Source organism: Thalassotalea montiporae (genome assembly GCF_053485855.1).
On sequence record NZ_JBQRUO010000010.1, the window covers coordinates 65,161 to 81,408 of the forward strand.

The following is a 16,248-nucleotide window of genomic DNA, read 5'->3' on the forward strand; positions in this document are numbered from 1 at the left end:
CTGGTAATAGTAGGTAGAAAACCATGAAAGATTATCAACGTGAATTTATTGAATTTGCACTAAGCAAGCAAGTGCTTCGTTTTGGCGAATTCACTTTAAAGTCTGGCCGTACGAGCCCTTATTTCTTTAACGCAGGCTTGTTTAATACAGGTGGCGATTTGGCCCGCTTAGGTCGTTTTTATGCCGCTGCTTTAGCGGATAGCGGTATTGAGTTCGATTTGCTATTTGGCCCTGCCTACAAAGGTATTCCAATTGCCACAACAACAGCGGTTGCACTGGCAGATCATCACAATCAAGACGTGCCATACTGCTTTAACCGTAAAGAGGCGAAAACTCACGGTGAAGGTGGCAACCTTGTTGGTTCAGCACTGGAAGGTAAAGTGATGCTGGTTGATGACGTGATCACCGCAGGCACAGCCATTCGCGAATCTATGGAAATTATCCAAGCCAATGACGCTGAACTATCTGGCGTATTGATTGCCCTTGATCGCCAAGAAAAAGGCAAAGGTGAGCTATCAGCGATTCAAGAAGTTGAACGCGATTTTGGCACTAAAGTGATTTCAATTGTGACCTTAGGTGACTTAATTAGTTACTTAGAAGAGCAAGATGATATGGCTGACGCACTGGCAGCAATTAAACAATACCGCGAAGACTACGGCATTTAATTCTATCGGCTAATTTTCGACCGATATTTGTCGTTCAGACGAAGAATTGAAAAGTACTTGGCCTACCAGCCAAGTACTTTTTTTCTTTTTGGGCGGGGTTAATGCCAATTGAAGTAAATAGCTTAACCCGTCCAACTTCTTAACTTCAGCTTTGTATGGGTAATCGCGCTGTTAACCATTGAGCAATATCATTAATTTGCTGTGGTACAAGATTGTGCCCCATCTGATAACTTTGCCATTGCGTATGATAGTTAGCTTCTACTAATAATTGATGCGCTGTTTGCCCAGCTATATACGGCACAACGTCATCCTGTTCACCATGGTGTTGTAAAATATCCGTCGCCTTATTCGCCTCATGGCACTGCTCTGGCAGACTGTCACTGGTTGGTAAATAACATGATAAGGCTAAAATTCCAGCCAGCTTTTCTGGGTACCGTAAGCCAGTGAATAAGCTTAACACGCCACCTTGGCTGAATCCGGCCAACACAATGCGATTAGCAGGGATGCCCGCATCAATTTGCTCCTGAATTAGCTGTTTAACAAGTACTTCTGACTTAAGGACACCATCCATATCAGCACGATTGTGTAAATCCATACTTTTGATGTCGTACCATGAACGCATAACAAAACCTTGGTTTATCGTCACAGGCTGCATCGGTGCATGTGGAAAAACAAAGCGGATACCGTGGTTAGCAGGTAAGTTAAATGCTGGAACTATAGGGGCAAAGCCGTCACCTGAGTCGCCTAAACCATGCAACCAAATAACACAGGCCGTTACTGGTGCGTTTGGCTCGACAACAATCCGCTCTAACGCAGAATCAGACATAATGATTACCTTGAAATGTATCTAGAGAAAATCCGTCGATATTAGCAAGCTAATTTTTGAATGAACAGGTTGGCTATTTACTTAGAAAAAATTAAGCCGACAAAAAAGGCGCTACCAATCGGTTAGCGCCTTTTTATTTAAGCTTTTTTTGCCCTATCTATTTAGCATGATACGGCTTACTTAAGCGATGTACCGCTTCAATAAAGTGACCTGCATGCTCAGGGTTCACATCTGGGTGAATACCATGGCCTAAGTTAAACACATGGCCAGTGCCAGTGTCACCAAAACCTTTTAAGATAGTTGCGACTTCTTGCTCGATACGTTCTTTAGGTGCGTAAAGCATTGATGGATCCATATTGCCTTGCAACGCAACTTTATCACCAACACGCGCTTTCGCATCTTCAATATTAATAGTCCAGTCAAGGCCAAGCGCATCACAACCGGTTGCCGCAATACTTTCTAACCACATACCACCATTCTTCGTGAATAGCGTCACGGGTACTTTGCGACCTTCGTTATGACGGGTTAAGCCATCAACGATTTTATGCATGTATTGCAGTGAGAAGTCTTTATAGTCACGAGGTGATAACACGCCGCCCCAAGTATCAAATACCATCACTGACTGTGCGCCAGCTGCAATTTGTGCATTCAAGTAGCTGATCACTGAATCTGCTAACTTGTCTAATAACAAGTGCAAGGTTTGTGGCTCTGCGTACATCATTTTCTTAATTTTAGTGAACGCCTTTGAGCTACCACCTTCAACCATGTAGGTTGCTAGCGTCCAAGGGCTGCCAGAGAAACCAATTAACGGTACTTGGCCATCTAGTGCTTTACGAATCGAACGCACTGCATTCATCACGTATTGCAGCTCACCTTCTGGATCTGGTTGGCCGATTTTTTCGACATCAGCCTTACAGGTAATTGGACGTTCAAATTTAGGACCTTCACCCGTTTCAAAGTAAAGCCCTAAGCCCATGGCATCTGGAATCGTTAAAATATCGCTAAATAAAATGGCAGCATCTAGCGGGAAACGACGAAGTGGCTGAATAGTAACTTCAGTTGCCAGTTCCGTATTACGACACAGTGACATGAAGTCACCAGCGTCTTTGCGAGTTTCTTTGTACTCTGGCAAATAACGACCCGCTTGGCGCATCATCCAAACTGGGGTGTAATCTACAGGCTCGCGTAACAAGGCACGCAGGTAAGTATCGTTCTTTAATTCAGTCATGCTTCAGTCGTTCTAATCAAAATCTGCGCGCATTCTACCACTGCCTAGAATTGAGATCTATTAAGCCTCAGCATTCATCAGCGAAGCATTGATTTATATTAAGATTCTTAGTGACAACTTGGTTGATGGCACATTCTTTCCTGAGCAAACTTGTTAACATTTTAGTTACAAATGTCATCAACATGTCAACCAGTTCTAAGAAGATAGCAACATAAATTACCGTTATTTTCGTAGTAAAAATAATCAATTATTGTGTAAAAACAGTGTTGCAATCGAAAAATGACTTTGTTATAAAATGTAACGCGCTAGTTAAGAAAATAACTAATAAGAAGCTTGTTTTAACAAGACCACACAGCGAGCATTTCAGGCCTTACTTCGGTAAGGCTTTTTTATTGCTGAAATTTAGTGTGGGGGGCAGTAAGGTTTTAATTAAGGTTTTAATTGAGATTTAAACGGTGAGTTGGAAAGTCACCGGCCCATCGTTTAACAATGACACTTTCATATCAGCCCCAAAGATGCCTGTTGGAGCTTTAAATCCTTTTGCTCTTAGCTCACGTGTGAAAAACTGGTACAAACCTTTGCTCATTTCAGGAGAAGCAGCACTGGTGAAGCTGGGACGCATACCGCGCGTGGTATCAGCCGCTAAGGTAAACTGCGAAACCACCAAGATATCTCCGCCAGCCTGCTCAACGTTGAGATTCATTTTACCCTGTTCATCCTCAAATACCCGATAACCAGCAACACGTTCTGCAAGTCGCTTAGCTTTCTTTTCATCATCAGTAGGTTCAACGGCCAGCAGCACCAATAAGCCTTTACCAATTTCTCCAGTAGTTTCATCTTCAACCACAACATTGGCATGGCTGACGCGCTGAATTAATGCAATCATCTATTGTTGTTTTTGTTCATCTAGGAATGCCGCCATTGTATCGGTTGCTTTGCAAAAAGCATCTATTGTTTGCGACTCAAAGCCACTATGCCCAGCACAAGGGAGAATTTGTAGCTGCGCATTTTGCCATTGTTCAGCGAGCTGGTAGGCAACGTCAAGCTGACACACCATGTCGTATCGGCCATGTAATAAAATTGCAGGAAGGTGCTTAATTCGATCAATGTTGTCGAGTAAATATTGCCCCGGTAATTGGCTAAATTGAGCAAAAAAATGCGCTGAAATAATGGCCATACACAGCGCTTGATGCTGATCAGAAATATGGCTTTTGTCGATAGGATGGTGTTCAATCGACGACAACCTAAGCTCCCAGATATACCAAGCTTTGCTGGCAGCGGCTACCGCTAATTCGTTATCAGAAGCTAGCAGCTGTTGATAACCTGCGAGTGGATTTTCTCTTTGTTCTTCAGGCAGCAAGTCAACAAACTCTTGGTAATATTCTGGAAAGAACTTTGCCGCACCATTTGCTTGATATAACCAATCCAGTTCTGGCTGTGTCCCCAAGAATATTCCGCGTAAAATAAATGCTAGTACCTTTGAAGGATGTGCGATGCCGTAAGCAATCGCTAAAGTTGTTCCCCATGAACCGCCGCACAACAGCATTTTATCAATACCTAAGTGCTGTCGAATATGTTCAATATCGTTAACGAGGTGTGCTATGGAATTCTGTTCGATTGACGGCGACGGTTTGGAGCGGCCACAGCCACGTTGATCAAACAAAATAATGCGATACTTTTCAGGATCGAAGTAACGGCGATAGTTTTCACTGCAGCCAGCCCCTGGCCCACCGTGAAGATAGACAACGGGCGTACCATTAATATTACCCGATTGCTCAACATAGATCTGATGGTGAGCATCAACTGCTAACCACTCTTGGCTAAACGGCGATATTTTAGGAAATAGAATACGTGACATCGCGAACTAAACTCCGATATTCACCAATTAAGGCGATACTAGCTAATTGTAGTGGCTTTATACGACTTTGCGCTCTTGCGCCTGACTATCAGGCTTTTTTATCACGCTGCTAACAGGCTGTGTGGTCTCTTCACTGCACTCATCACTATGCTTACTATTTTGCTCAGCTACATCATGCTCCGTAGCGATGTTGTTAGTATTAGATTCAGCGATAAGCGCCGTTGTCGCACGCGGAAATGTTTCAATCGTTGCCGTAAATAGTGCGCCAAATAGCACCACTAGCCATGATAAATACACCCACAAAAATAGAATAGGAATACCGGCTAGCGCGCCATAAATGGCTTGATAAGAAGGTACTTGCGTAACGTATAAAGCGAAGCCTTTTTTGGCCACTTCAAATAACACAGCCGCGATAACTGCACCACTTAACGCATGTTTAGCCGCAACGGTTTTATTCGGAACGACCAAGTAAAGGATTAAGAATGCCAGCATAGAAATTAGCATGGGCAGCGCTTTTATCAGAATACTGCTGATGCCAAGAAAGTCATAGTCACCAAATGACGCTAGCGAGACGATATAAGAAGTCGCCGCAATACTGCCGCCGGTAAGCACTGGCCCAAGCGTTAACACCATCCAATACATCGAAAACGAGGTAATCACTCGACGCTTTGCTTTAACTCGCCAAATTTTATTTAAACTTTTATCGATGGCAGAAATCAGTAATAACGCGAATAGAAACAAGAAAATAATTGCAATCGCAGACATCTTCGACGCGTTTTCAACAAAGCCTGACAGGTAAACCTGCACCGTATCACCAGCAGCAGGCAGAAAGTTGCTATAAACAAAGTTTTCTATCGTGGAACGAATATCAGCAAAAATCGGAAACGCTGTCATAACCGACAGCATCACTAAGACCATCGGCACTAATGACATCAAGGTAACGTATGACAAATAACCTGCAACAACGTGAATTTGATCATCCGTAAAGCGTTTGGTGAGATGTTGAACAAAGGCCAGTATTTGGCGAGGCGCAGGTAAATGTGTCTGAAGCTTGTTGATGAACATATAAATTTACCGATTTATAGTTTAAACACTAGCGGCTTTATACTATGCTTAAACTGCAATGATTTTAAAGAAAATATAACATAATTAATAGGATATAACTATGTCAGGACAGGGTTCAGGTGGTAACGTTATCGCCGCGATTTGTAGCTTTTTTATTGCCGGCTTAGGCCAGTTAGTGCAAGGCCGAATTCTTGCTGCCATCGTGTTTTTTCTGCTTACTTGGGTGAATTACACACTCGCTGCAACGGGCATTTTATTCTTTATGGCACTCCCCGGTTTTATTTTCCACGTTTGGGCCATTATTGATGCAGCCCGCTATAAGGGCAGCAGCTAATTATGCGTATTATAAACCTGCTAAAAGTTGCGGCTTTAGTACTGTTGTTACAGGGCTGTCAATCAGCCTACTACTCCGCAATGGAAAGCTTCGGCAAGCACAAGCGAGATCTACTGGCTGACGAAGTTGAAAACGCACAAGAAGCTCAGCAAGAGGCTCAACAGCAGTTTGCCAGTGCACTAGAACAGCTGTCGACGCTTATCGCGTTCGATGGCGGTGACTTACAAGATCAATTTGAAGCCACAGAAGCACAATACGAAGCGAGTGTTGATGCTGCTGATGCAGTTTCAGAGCGCATTGATAATATTGAAAACGTTGCTGATGCACTTTTTGATGAATGGGCTGATGAAATAGAGCAGTACTCCAGTGCGAAACTGAAAAGGCAAAGTGAATCTCAGTTAAGAGACACTCAACGCCGTTACCAGCGTTTGCTCAGAGCGATGCAGCGTGCTGAAGGTAAAATGGCACCCGTATTAGCAGCTTTGAAAGACAACACTTTGTACCTCAAGCATAATTTAAATGCCAAGGCGATTGGTGCACTTGAAGGTGAGTATCAAGATATTAAAACAGATATTAATGCCTTGATTAGTGAAATGAATAAAGCCATTAAAGAGTCTGAGCAATTTCTTTCATCACTATCGTCTGAAAACTAGACATCAGTTGATTCCACCTCGAACGGTGTCTAACTGAACAGGTTATCTAAGCTGCAGATAATTAGCTACTTAACAATAAGTAAGTAAATGAGTCAGTAAAAAATAAGCCGCAATAACACTAGTGTTATGCGGCTTTCTTACATCGCTAAATGTAAACTTATAATCCGGTCACGCCAAATAGGTATAAACGCTAATCAATATCTAACTGACTATTGATCTCGCGATTGTTAGTTCTGCTACTGGTAAAGGTAGATTCTTGAGGGCTATTAAGTGCTGAGAGAATATCAATCAATTCTCTGATATCTTTATGCTTGGCTGTACCTTTGCCAAATACTTGGCTGAGTTCGCCTAGTTTCTTGATATGCTCTGGTGTCATCACTTAACTCCTTCTCTTCCTATCACGTCGAAATGCTAGCTAGCTTCAGTACCCTAAATGGCAACAAACGAGCTACGTCTTCAATGAGTCATTGCCCTCGCTCCAACAGTACAGATTCAACCAAGCACTTATGCAAGCTGAAGTCGACGTTTGGTATTAGACTTTATCGGCCTGACTTCTGCTCGACCTTCTTCAATAAATTCGTCATACAGTAGTTGTAGTTCGAATTGTTCATTTAGATTGGCTTGTTCAGAGACCATTTTTTCAAATAGCAGGCTAAGCCTAGATACTTTTTTTCCGTCCATGGATACTTACTCGTGAATAGTTTCTTGTTGTTACGATGTTGTTAACTTGAGGTAAAGTGTAGCTGCGATTTGCTCGAAAGCTAGTGAAGTGGACGGTCAGTAATTTTACATAAATGTAACAAAATCAAACGATATAATTTAACTATTAAAATTCAGTGAATTAGCACTATGTTCTACAGATTATTCAGACAACTCGTACTCAATCTCGCACAGAGAGTTAAGAGATCTCTCACATCAAGTTACGAAGGCGTACATATCAAGTAACGGATACAAAAAAGCCACCTCAAGTTGAGATGGCTTTCGATTAACAAACTTTGTTAAAAGTTACTTTTTAGAGCGGCTTTCGCGCTTGCGATCAGACTCTTTCAACCACTTCTTACGAATACGGATATTCTCTGGCGTTACTTCCACTAATTCATCGTCATCGATAAATTCAAGTGCTTGCTCTAACGTCATTTCAATCGGTGGTGTTAATACCTGGGCATCATCTGTACCTGATGCACGAACATTGGTTAACTGCTTACCTTTAAGCGCGTTAACCGTTAAGTCGTTATCACGGCTGTGAATACCAATCACCATACCTTCATAAACTTCAACACCGTGACCGATCATCAAGCGACCACGCTCTTGTAAGTTAAACAGTGCATTGGTAAGTGCCTTGCCTGTCGCATTTGCAATAAGCACACCATTGATACGCTGACCGATTTCGCCACCTTTGTGCGGACCATATTCAAAGAAAGTGTGGTAAATCAAACCAGAGCCAGACGTTAACGTCATAAACTCAGTTTGGAAACCAATTAAGCCACGGCTTGGCATGATGAAGTCCATACGGATACGGCCTTTACCGTCAGGCGCCATATCGGTTAGCTCTGCCTTGCGTAAGCCCATCTTCTCCATGATTGAACCTTGATGCTCTTCTTCAACATCAATCGTTACTGTTTCATATGGTTCTTGTAGCTCACCATCCACTTCGCGCATGATAACTTCTGGGCGTGATACTGCCAGCTCGTAACCTTCACGACGCATGTTTTCAATCAAGATACCTAAGTGCAATTCACCACGACCAGACACTTTGAATTTGTCTGGATCGTCAAGTTGCTCAACACGCAATGCTACGTTGTGTACCAATTCTTTCTCAAGGCGATCAAGAATATTACGTGAAGTAACATACTTACCTTCTTGGCCAGAAAACGGTGAGGTGTTTACTTGGAAAGTCATGGTTACTGTTGGCTCATCAACAGATAACGCTGGTAATGCTTCCACTTCTGTTGGGCAACAGATAGTGTCAGAAATTTTCAGCTCACCAAGACCGGTGATTGCGATAATGTCGCCCGCTTGCGCTTCGTCAACTTCGTTGCGTTCTAGGCCTAAGTAACCAAATACTTTACCCACTTTACCGTTGTGAATAGTACCGTTTGCACCATTTACCGTAACTTGTTGGTTCGGCTTAACAGAACCACGCGTTACACGGCCAACACCGATTACGCCTAAGTAAGAGCTGTAGTCCAATTGCGAGATTTGCATTTGGAATGGACCATCTAAGTCAGCATTTGGTGGTGGAACTTGGTCAACAATGGTTTGGAACAATGGTGTCATATCTTCACCTTGTTCACCTTCTTCGTGCGAAGCCCAACCATTAATCGCTGACGCGTAAACGACTTGGAAGTCTAATTGTTCGTCAGTCGCACCTAAGTTATCGAATAAATCGAATACTTGGTCCATTACCCAGTCAGGGCGAGCACCTGGCTTGTCAATTTTGTTAATAACAACAATTGGCTTCAAACCTTGAGCGAATGCTTTTTGCGTTACGAAACGCGTTTGTGGCATTGGGCCTTCTTGTGCATCAACGATAAGTAGTACAGAGTCAACCATTGACATAACACGCTCTACTTCACCACCGAAATCGGCGTGACCTGGAGTGTCTACGATGTTAACGCGGTAGTCGTTCCAAGTGATTGCAGTATTTTTCGCTAAAATCGTAATACCACGCTCTTTCTCGATATCGTTTGAGTCCATCACACGATCTTCTAACTCAGTACGCGCATCTAATGTTCCCGACTGTTCGAGAAGCTTGTCAACAAGCGTCGTTTTACCGTGGTCTACGTGGGCAATAATCGCCACATTTCTTAATTTATCTAACACAGGCTTTTGCTCATAGGGCTATAATTGGGCGCGAATTATACAGGACTAACCATGACAAATAAAATAAAACCCGCCTAACTCAATCACCTTTAGAGACAAATCAAGCAAGTGACATCCTGCACTGGTATAAGGCAAATTTATTCTCTACACTTTTTTTGCACCATAAAGATCTTTTGGCTGGATCATTTTGGTGCAATATAGTCGATGTAAATTACTGAGCTTAGCGTTTTTATTGGGCTATAGCATTGGCACGTAATTCGCTTGGCATCTGCCACACTGAATGCTGCGCATTTATATATATTAATAATTAGATAACTTCACTGGAGACGCTAATGTCACAAGCAGTTTTAGATTTAATCAAAGAAAACGACGTTAAGTTCGTTGACCTACGTTTCACTGATTCTAAAGGTAAAGAGCAACACGTTTCACTTCCTCACCACCAAGTTGATGAAGACTTCTTCGAAGAAGGTAAAATGTTCGATGGTTCTTCAATCGCTGGCTGGAAAGGCATTAACGAATCAGACATGATCTTGATGCCAGACGCATCAACTGCTGTATTAGACCCGTTCACAGAAGAAGTTACGTTAAACATTCGTTGTGACATCGTAGAACCTGCAACTATGCAAGGCTACAGCCGCGACCCACGCTCAGTTGCAAAACGCGCTGAAGAATACATGCGCTCTACAGGTATCGCTGACACTATTTTATTTGGTCCTGAACCAGAATTCTTCGTATTTGAAGACGTGAAATTCAAAGCTGATATGTCAGGCGCTTCATACTCTATCGATGATCCAGAAGCGGTTTGGAACTCAGATACAGACTACGAAGGCGGTAACAAAGGTCATCGCCCTGGCGTTAAAGGCGGTTACTTCCCAGTAGCACCAGTTGATTCTTCGCAAGACCTACGTTCTGCAATGTGTTTAGTGATGGAAGAGATGGGCTTAGTTGTTGAAGCACATCACCACGAAGTTGCTACAGCAGGTCAAAACGAAATTGCTTGTCGCTTTAATACCATGGTTAACAAAGCTGACGAAGTTCAAATCTACAAGTATGTTGTTCACAATGTTGCGCACGCATACGGTAAAACAGCGACTTTCATGCCTAAGCCATTAGTTGGCGATAACGGTACAGGTATGCACTGTCACCAATCATTAGCAAAAGACGGTGTTAACCTTTTCGCGGGTGACAAGTACGGCGGCTTATCTGAAACAGCACTTTACTACATTGGTGGTATCATCAAGCACGCTAAAGCGATTAATGCTTTCACTAACGCTTCAACTAACTCATACAAGCGCCTAGTACCGGGTTTCGAAGCGCCAGTAATGCTTGCTTACTCAGCACGTAACCGCTCTGCATCAATTCGTATCCCAGTAGTGCCTTCACCAAAAGCACGTCGTATCGAAGTGCGTTTCCCTGATCCAACAGCTAACCCATACTTAGCATTCACAGCAATGTTAATGGCGGGTCTTGACGGTATCAAGAACAAGATCCACCCTGGTGATGCAATGGACAAAGATTTATACGACTTACCAGCTGAAGAAGCAGCAGCAATTCCACAAGTTGCACCTTCATTCGAAGCAGCGCTTGATGCACTAGAAGCAGACAAAGAGTTCTTAACTGCTGGTGGCGTTATGGACGAAGATATGATTGACGCATACATCGGCCTTAAACGTGAAGAAGTTGAGAAGCTAAACATGACAACTCACCCAGTTGAGTTCCAAATGTACTACAGCGTTTAATCGTTAATTCTCTGTAATTAATCGCATTTTTGATAAAAAGCTCGCTTCGGCGAGCTTTTTTTGTGGCTTAGTGCCTATAATTTGTTTAGATTAAAGGTTAACCACTTTGCAGGAGCAACTTGATACGCACATGAAGCAATTTATCATTTTCATATTTATCGCTGTGATCGCGATACCTGCACAGGCTTATCAAGCTAAGGTATACGTTTGGCGTGATGAAAATGGCGTATTGGTTTTTTCTGATAGCCCAAGACCAGGCGCTGAAGAGGTTGAAGTTAAAGAAGAAAACACCGTACTACCGTCAATAGATACCTCGATTCTTGATATCAAGCCACAAATCATTGAAGACAAATATCAAGTGGTCATTACTCAACCCGAGCACAATGCAACCATCCGTGATAACAGCGGCTCTGTCTATGTTGCTGGGGGCATTAAACCAATATTCAAGCGCGGCTTTCGCGTTCAGTTATACCTCGACGGAACCCCCTACCAAGAACCTCAAAACCACTCCATGTTTGCGCTACGTAATATCGACCGTGGCGAACACCAAATTAAAATTGATTTAATCAATGAGAAAGGCAAGGTTATTGCATCTTCAAAGCCAGTAACCTTTTATATGCACCGCGCCTCTGTCAACTAGCGCTTTTGGGTGCAATTAAAACGGTTTAAACATATAGTTTCAGATATCATGCACATTTTTGGTGCACATGGAGTCATCTGTTGTTAAATCGTGCAGATCTAATCAAACATAAATCAACTTATCAGCAACAACTTGCTAGCCAGCTTGTTACTGCTGTAATGGTACTGGACGAAAAACTTACCATCCAATATCTAAACCCTGCGGCAGAAGCGCTATTGATCAAAAGCTTCAATAAACTGTTCAATGTTGCCTTCGAAGATGTATTTCCCAACAGCACGATAGATGCAGCCAGGTTGCAGCAAGTGATTGAAAGTGGACAAGAGTTTACCGATAGTGATGTGGTGATATATCTTGGCGATAGCTACAAATTTACTGCGGAGATAACCGCGTCCAGTACTGAATTTAATCAGTCTCCGCATATTTTGATTGAGCTAAAGCAAATTGATCAGCAAAAACAAATTAGCGCCGAGGCCTTTCAACAGCAACAATGGGAGTCGGCTCGAGACTTGATTCGAGGCCTAGCACATGAAATCAAAAATCCGCTGGGTGGCCTCCGCGGCGCAGCGCAGCTGTTAACGAAAGAACTAAATCAAGAGCAGCAAGAGTATACGGCGATGATCATCGAGCAGGCTGATCGCTTGCGCAACCTTGTTGATCGCTTGTTAGGGCCGAATCAACTCCCCAAAATGACGCAACAAAATATCCACTCCGTTTTAGAGAAAGTTAGCCAACTAATTAGCTTTGATAACGAAAAAGATATTATCTTGATAAGAGATTACGATCCTTCAATTCCAGAAATTGCTTTTGATGAAGACAAGCTGTTACAAGCCATATTAAACATCGTAAACAATGCGATTCAAGCGATCGAGCCGGCAAGCAGCATTACACTAAAAACGCGTATTGCCAGTAATCAAACAATCAACGGCAAGCGCGTTAAGTTATCAATATTGATTAGTATCATTGATTTTGGCCCAGGCATTCCAGAAGATATTCAAGACACCCTTTTTTACCCTATGGTTTCAGGACGCTCAAACGGTACTGGCCTTGGGCTTTCAATTTCCCAAACACTAATTAACCAACACAAAGGGAAACTCTCCTGTATCAGTCGCCCTGGCCGCACTGAGTTTATGATTTTATTACCCTTATCTGAAGGGAAGAGTGAAGAGATTTAAGTATGATTGCCGAACAAGTATGGATAGTAGACGACGACAGCTCAATTCGTTGGGTGCTGGAAAAGGCATTTAAAAGTGCAGAAATAAGCTGCGCCTCTTTTGAGAACGCCCAGAATTTATTAACGGCTTTAGATCATGGCCAACCAGAGGTAATAATCTCTGATATTCGCATGCCTAATATGGACGGTATGGCATTACTTAACCAGATCAGCCAACATTATCCAGATATTCCGGTTATTATCATGACCGCACACTCAGACCTTGATAGTGCGGTTAATGCCTACCAAGGCGGTGCTTTTGAGTATTTACCAAAACCTTTTGATATTGACGATGCGGTTGCACTTACTCGAAGAGCACTAGCACATGTTAAAGAGCAAAGTGCTAAAGCGAAAAAAGGCCAAGCGGCGCCAACAAGTGTTGGCATTATTGGTGAAGCACCTGCGATGCAAGAAGTCTTTCGTGCTATCGGTCGATTATCTCGTTCTAGCATCAGTGTGTTAATCAATGGTGAGTCGGGTACGGGTAAAGAGCTCGTTGCTCACGCATTGCATATGCACAGCCCACGCTCTAGCGAAACCTTTATTCCACTTAACATGGCGGCAATTCCTAGGGATTTGATCGAATCAGAATTATTCGGTCATGAAAAAGGTGCCTTTACCGGTGCTAACTCTGTGCGCCAAGGTCGATTCGAACAAGCCCATAACGGCACACTATTTTTGGACGAAATTGGCGATATGCCACTCGATGTACAAACACGTTTACTTCGCGTGCTTGCAGACGGTCAGTTTTATCGCGTTGGCGGTCATTCCCCTATTCGTGTAGATGTGCGCATTATCGCAGCCACCCACCAAAACCTAGAAGAAAAAGTCAGAAGCGGCGATTTTAGAGAAGACTTATTTCACCGCCTTAATGTAATCCGAATTCAATTACCAGCACTGAGAGAACGCAAAGAAGACATTGAGCAACTGGCAAATCACTTCTTGAAACTGGCAGCAGATGAACTTAGTGTCGAACCCAAGATTTTGCATAAAGATGCTGTTACTCAGCTGATGTTAAGCAACTGGCCGGGTAACGTTCGTCAACTAGAGAACATATGCCGCTTTTTAACCGTGATGGCTAGTGGTAAAGAAATATTGCCTGAAGATTTACCAGAAGAGTTGCATGACACTCCATTGCCACAGGCTGGCGAAGGGGAATCTTGGCAATCGCTATTAAGCCAATGGATGGATGAACAACTCGCTAAAGGACGTAGTGCGATTCTTGATGAAGCGACACCAGAATTTGAAAAGATTATGTTGCAACGCGCGCTGTCATTTACTGGCGGTCACAAACAAGAAGCAGCTAAGAAACTTGGCTGGGGACGGAATACGTTAACGAGAAAATTAAAAGATTTTGATATGTAGAAGAGTAATTGACGACTGCGCTTAAGAGGTGCAGTCGTGCTCTGTGCATTGCTTACAGCTATTGCATAGCTTCATATTAATAAAATGGGCAGCGACAATTAATACGGCACCGAAGATAACAAAAAACGGCTCATACGCTTCACCAAAGTCGTGTCGAAGCCAATAAACAGCAACGCCTAAGTACAACAGATAAAATGGATAAAGCTTACGATGATAACGTCTAAAGCCTGAAAACAAAGCAAATGTGCCTAACATTGCTGTGGCAATTAAGAATACAAATTCCCACGTATGATCTGCCAAAAAGCTTAGTCCTAACAGTGGTAATGCCGGTAATAAAATAGGCAGCAGAATGCAATGTAATGCACATAATGATGTTGCTGCTATACCAATTCTATCTAACACTTGTTTACCTCTATCATTGACCTTTTGATACTATATCACATTAGGTATAGTATCACACAGGATAATTGCTAAATTATGTAACTTTACACGCTCTTTTACTATGCGTTGCGGGTAGTGAACGTCATCACTTCTTTAATTGATTCCCTTTCTAGGGCTAACATCATTAATCGATCAATGCCCAACGCAACTCCTGAACAAGCAGGTAATCCATGAGACAAAGCCGAAATAAACTTTTGATCAATTGCTCTCGACTCTAACCCCATTAGCTCTCTCTGTTGGTTATCTTCCTCAAAACGCTGTAATTGTTGCGCTTGATCAGTTAACTCATGAAAGCCATTAACCAGCTCTATTCCCTTGAAGTAACATTCAAATCGATTCGCCACCCTAGTATCGGCATTATTTATCGTAGCTAATGATGCTTGACTACTTGGAAAGCTATGAACAAAACAAGGAACTTTCTGACCAATCTTAGGCTCAATCCACTCACAAAAAATAAACTGTAATAAGGTATCAACTGAAGTTGTTTGTTCAAGCCAAGGCTCTAGCTTACCTTGACGATTAATAAAGCTAAGACAATCTGCTCGTGACGTGTCTAAAGGGTTAATGGATGTATAGGTTAAAAAGACTTGTTCATAACTACATACCTCTGTCTCTTTGACAGCTAACACTTCCATTAACAGTTCGCTCACTTCGTTCATAAGCTCCTCCATTGAAAAGCCAACGCGATACCACTCCAACATCGTAAATTCTGGATTATGCAATCTTCCCTCAGCTTCATTTCTGAAGGCTTTAGCGATTTGATAGATAGATTGATACCCTGATGCTAGTAAACGCTTCATCGGATATTCAGGAGAAGTTTGCAAATAAAGTTGGCAAGCACCATCTTGATGCCAATCATAAGAAGTGGGGATGGGATCTAAATGTACATCAGTGATCGTGCCACTACACATTTGTGGTGTCTCAACTTCTACGACATTACGCTTATTGAAGAATGTTCTGATTACAGAGAGTAACTTTGCACGCTGCTGTGCAGTTTCCCAATCCATACTTGGTTGCCACGACATAGGCTGCTCTTAAAGATGAATGCTGTTTTAGAAAGAAAAAAGCCTAGCATTAGAGCTAGGCTTTATAAAGAGGTGCTGGTAATGTCCTACTCTCACATGGGAACTCCCACACTACCATCGGCGCAATTGCATTTCACTTCTGAGTTCGGCAAGGGATCAGGTGGTTCTACAATGCTATGGTCACCAGCAAAAAACTGTTATTGATTAGTATTTAAAATTTCTGAATTAATTACTAAGCAATAAGAGCGTTAATTAAAAAGCCCTTGTCTTAAGACAAGGGCTTTTCTTAATTAGATGCCTAGCGATGACCTACTCTCACATGGGACCTCCCACACTACCATCGGCGCAGTTGCATTTCACTTCTGAGTTCGGCATG

At 42.6% G+C, this 16,248-nt stretch carries 17 protein-coding genes and 2 rRNA genes; 7 read left to right on the top strand and 12 right to left on the bottom strand.

Annotated elements, in window-relative coordinates; translation table 11 throughout:
• Window positions 1-23 precede the first annotated feature (23 nt).
• Window positions 24-665: an orotate phosphoribosyltransferase gene (pyrE, locus tag ACSLUR_RS18360; RefSeq protein WP_448556742.1), complete on the top strand. Its 642-nt coding sequence runs from the start codon at window positions 24-26 to the stop codon at window positions 663-665.
• Between the two features lie 145 nt (window positions 666-810).
• On the opposite strand, the gene ACSLUR_RS18365 is transcribed toward pyrE, so the two are convergent.
• The 5 genes from ACSLUR_RS18365 to ACSLUR_RS18385 all read right to left on the bottom strand — a co-directional run bounded on the left by ACSLUR_RS18365 (window position 811) and on the right by ACSLUR_RS18385 (window position 5,642).
• Entirely contained in the window at window positions 811-1,491 is a 681-nt protein-coding gene (locus ACSLUR_RS18365; RefSeq protein ID WP_448556743.1) for an alpha/beta hydrolase, read from the bottom strand.
• Window positions 1,492-1,648: 157 nt separating this feature from the next.
• Window positions 1,649-2,719 (bottom strand): uroporphyrinogen decarboxylase, encoded by a 1,071-nt coding sequence (gene hemE, locus ACSLUR_RS18370; protein ID WP_116015613.1) that lies wholly within the window; start codon window positions 2,717-2,719, stop codon window positions 1,649-1,651.
• A gap of 448 nt (window positions 2,720-3,167) precedes the next feature.
• On the bottom strand, window positions 3,168-3,605 hold the full coding sequence (gene dtd, locus ACSLUR_RS18375) for a D-aminoacyl-tRNA deacylase (protein ID WP_448556744.1): 438 nt from the start codon (window positions 3,603-3,605) through the stop codon (window positions 3,168-3,170).
• Entirely contained in the window at window positions 3,606-4,577 is a 972-nt protein-coding gene (gene pip, locus ACSLUR_RS18380) for a prolyl aminopeptidase (protein ID WP_448556745.1), read from the bottom strand.
• A gap of 57 nt (window positions 4,578-4,634) precedes the next feature.
• Entirely contained in the window at window positions 4,635-5,642 is a 1,008-nt protein-coding gene (locus ACSLUR_RS18385) for a virulence factor BrkB family protein (RefSeq protein ID WP_448556746.1), read from the bottom strand.
• A gap of 100 nt (window positions 5,643-5,742) precedes the next feature.
• On the opposite strand from ACSLUR_RS18385, the gene ACSLUR_RS18390 reads away from it, so the two are divergent.
• A complete protein-coding gene (locus ACSLUR_RS18390) occupies window positions 5,743-5,976 on the top strand; it encodes a hypothetical protein (protein ID WP_115998713.1) in 234 nt (77 codons plus the stop codon).
• Between the two features lie 2 nt (window positions 5,977-5,978).
• On the top strand, window positions 5,979-6,629 hold the full coding sequence (locus ACSLUR_RS18395) for a DUF2959 domain-containing protein (protein ID WP_115998712.1): 651 nt from the start codon (window positions 5,979-5,981) through the stop codon (window positions 6,627-6,629).
• A 190-nt stretch (window positions 6,630-6,819) separates the two neighbouring features.
• Here ACSLUR_RS18395 and ACSLUR_RS18400 read toward each other — a convergent pair whose 3' ends face one another.
• From ACSLUR_RS18400 to typA, 3 genes are all read right to left on the bottom strand, one after another.
• Complete coding sequence (locus ACSLUR_RS18400; RefSeq protein WP_115998711.1) at window positions 6,820-7,005, bottom strand: hypothetical protein; 186 nt, start codon at window positions 7,003-7,005, stop codon at window positions 6,820-6,822.
• Between the two features lie 128 nt (window positions 7,006-7,133).
• On the bottom strand, window positions 7,134-7,310 hold the full coding sequence (locus ACSLUR_RS18405; RefSeq protein ID WP_448556747.1) for a hypothetical protein: 177 nt from the start codon (window positions 7,308-7,310) through the stop codon (window positions 7,134-7,136).
• Between the two features lie 324 nt (window positions 7,311-7,634).
• Complete coding sequence (gene typA / locus ACSLUR_RS18410) at window positions 7,635-9,452, bottom strand: translational GTPase TypA (RefSeq protein WP_116015621.1); 1,818 nt, start codon at window positions 9,450-9,452, stop codon at window positions 7,635-7,637.
• Window positions 9,453-9,784: 332 nt separating this feature from the next.
• Between typA and glnA the strand changes: the two genes are divergently transcribed.
• The 4 genes from glnA to glnG all read left to right on the top strand — a co-directional run bounded on the left by glnA (window position 9,785) and on the right by glnG (window position 14,406).
• On the top strand, window positions 9,785-11,191 hold the full coding sequence (gene glnA, locus ACSLUR_RS18415; protein ID WP_115998709.1) for a glutamate--ammonia ligase: 1,407 nt from the start codon (window positions 9,785-9,787) through the stop codon (window positions 11,189-11,191).
• 130 nt (window positions 11,192-11,321) lie between these two features.
• The gene (locus ACSLUR_RS18420) at window positions 11,322-11,831 is read left to right on the top strand and encodes a DUF4124 domain-containing protein (protein WP_448556748.1); all 510 of its coding nucleotides are present in this window, start codon (window positions 11,322-11,324) and stop codon (window positions 11,829-11,831) included.
• An 80-nt stretch (window positions 11,832-11,911) separates the two neighbouring features.
• Window positions 11,912-13,003 (top strand): nitrogen regulation protein NR(II), encoded by a 1,092-nt coding sequence (gene glnL, locus ACSLUR_RS18425; protein ID WP_448556749.1) that lies wholly within the window; start codon window positions 11,912-11,914, stop codon window positions 13,001-13,003.
• Between the two features lie 2 nt (window positions 13,004-13,005).
• Complete coding sequence (gene glnG, locus ACSLUR_RS18430; protein WP_448556750.1) at window positions 13,006-14,406, top strand: nitrogen regulation protein NR(I); 1,401 nt, start codon at window positions 13,006-13,008, stop codon at window positions 14,404-14,406.
• 21 nt (window positions 14,407-14,427) lie between these two features.
• Here glnG and ACSLUR_RS18435 read toward each other — a convergent pair whose 3' ends face one another.
• From ACSLUR_RS18435 to rrf (ACSLUR_RS18450), 4 genes are all read right to left on the bottom strand, one after another.
• Window positions 14,428-14,808, bottom strand: coding sequence for a MerC domain-containing protein (locus ACSLUR_RS18435; protein ID WP_116015677.1), 381 nt, complete (start codon window positions 14,806-14,808; stop codon window positions 14,428-14,430).
• Between the two features lie 98 nt (window positions 14,809-14,906).
• On the bottom strand, window positions 14,907-15,872 hold the full coding sequence (gene epmA / locus ACSLUR_RS18440) for an elongation factor P--(R)-beta-lysine ligase (RefSeq protein ID WP_448556751.1): 966 nt from the start codon (window positions 15,870-15,872) through the stop codon (window positions 14,907-14,909).
• Between the two features lie 73 nt (window positions 15,873-15,945).
• A 5S ribosomal RNA gene (gene rrf, locus ACSLUR_RS18445) occupies window positions 15,946-16,060 on the bottom strand.
• A 108-nt stretch (window positions 16,061-16,168) separates the two neighbouring features.
• Window positions 16,169-16,248: ribosomal RNA gene (gene rrf, locus ACSLUR_RS18450) — 5S ribosomal RNA — on the bottom strand; the annotation flags it as partial.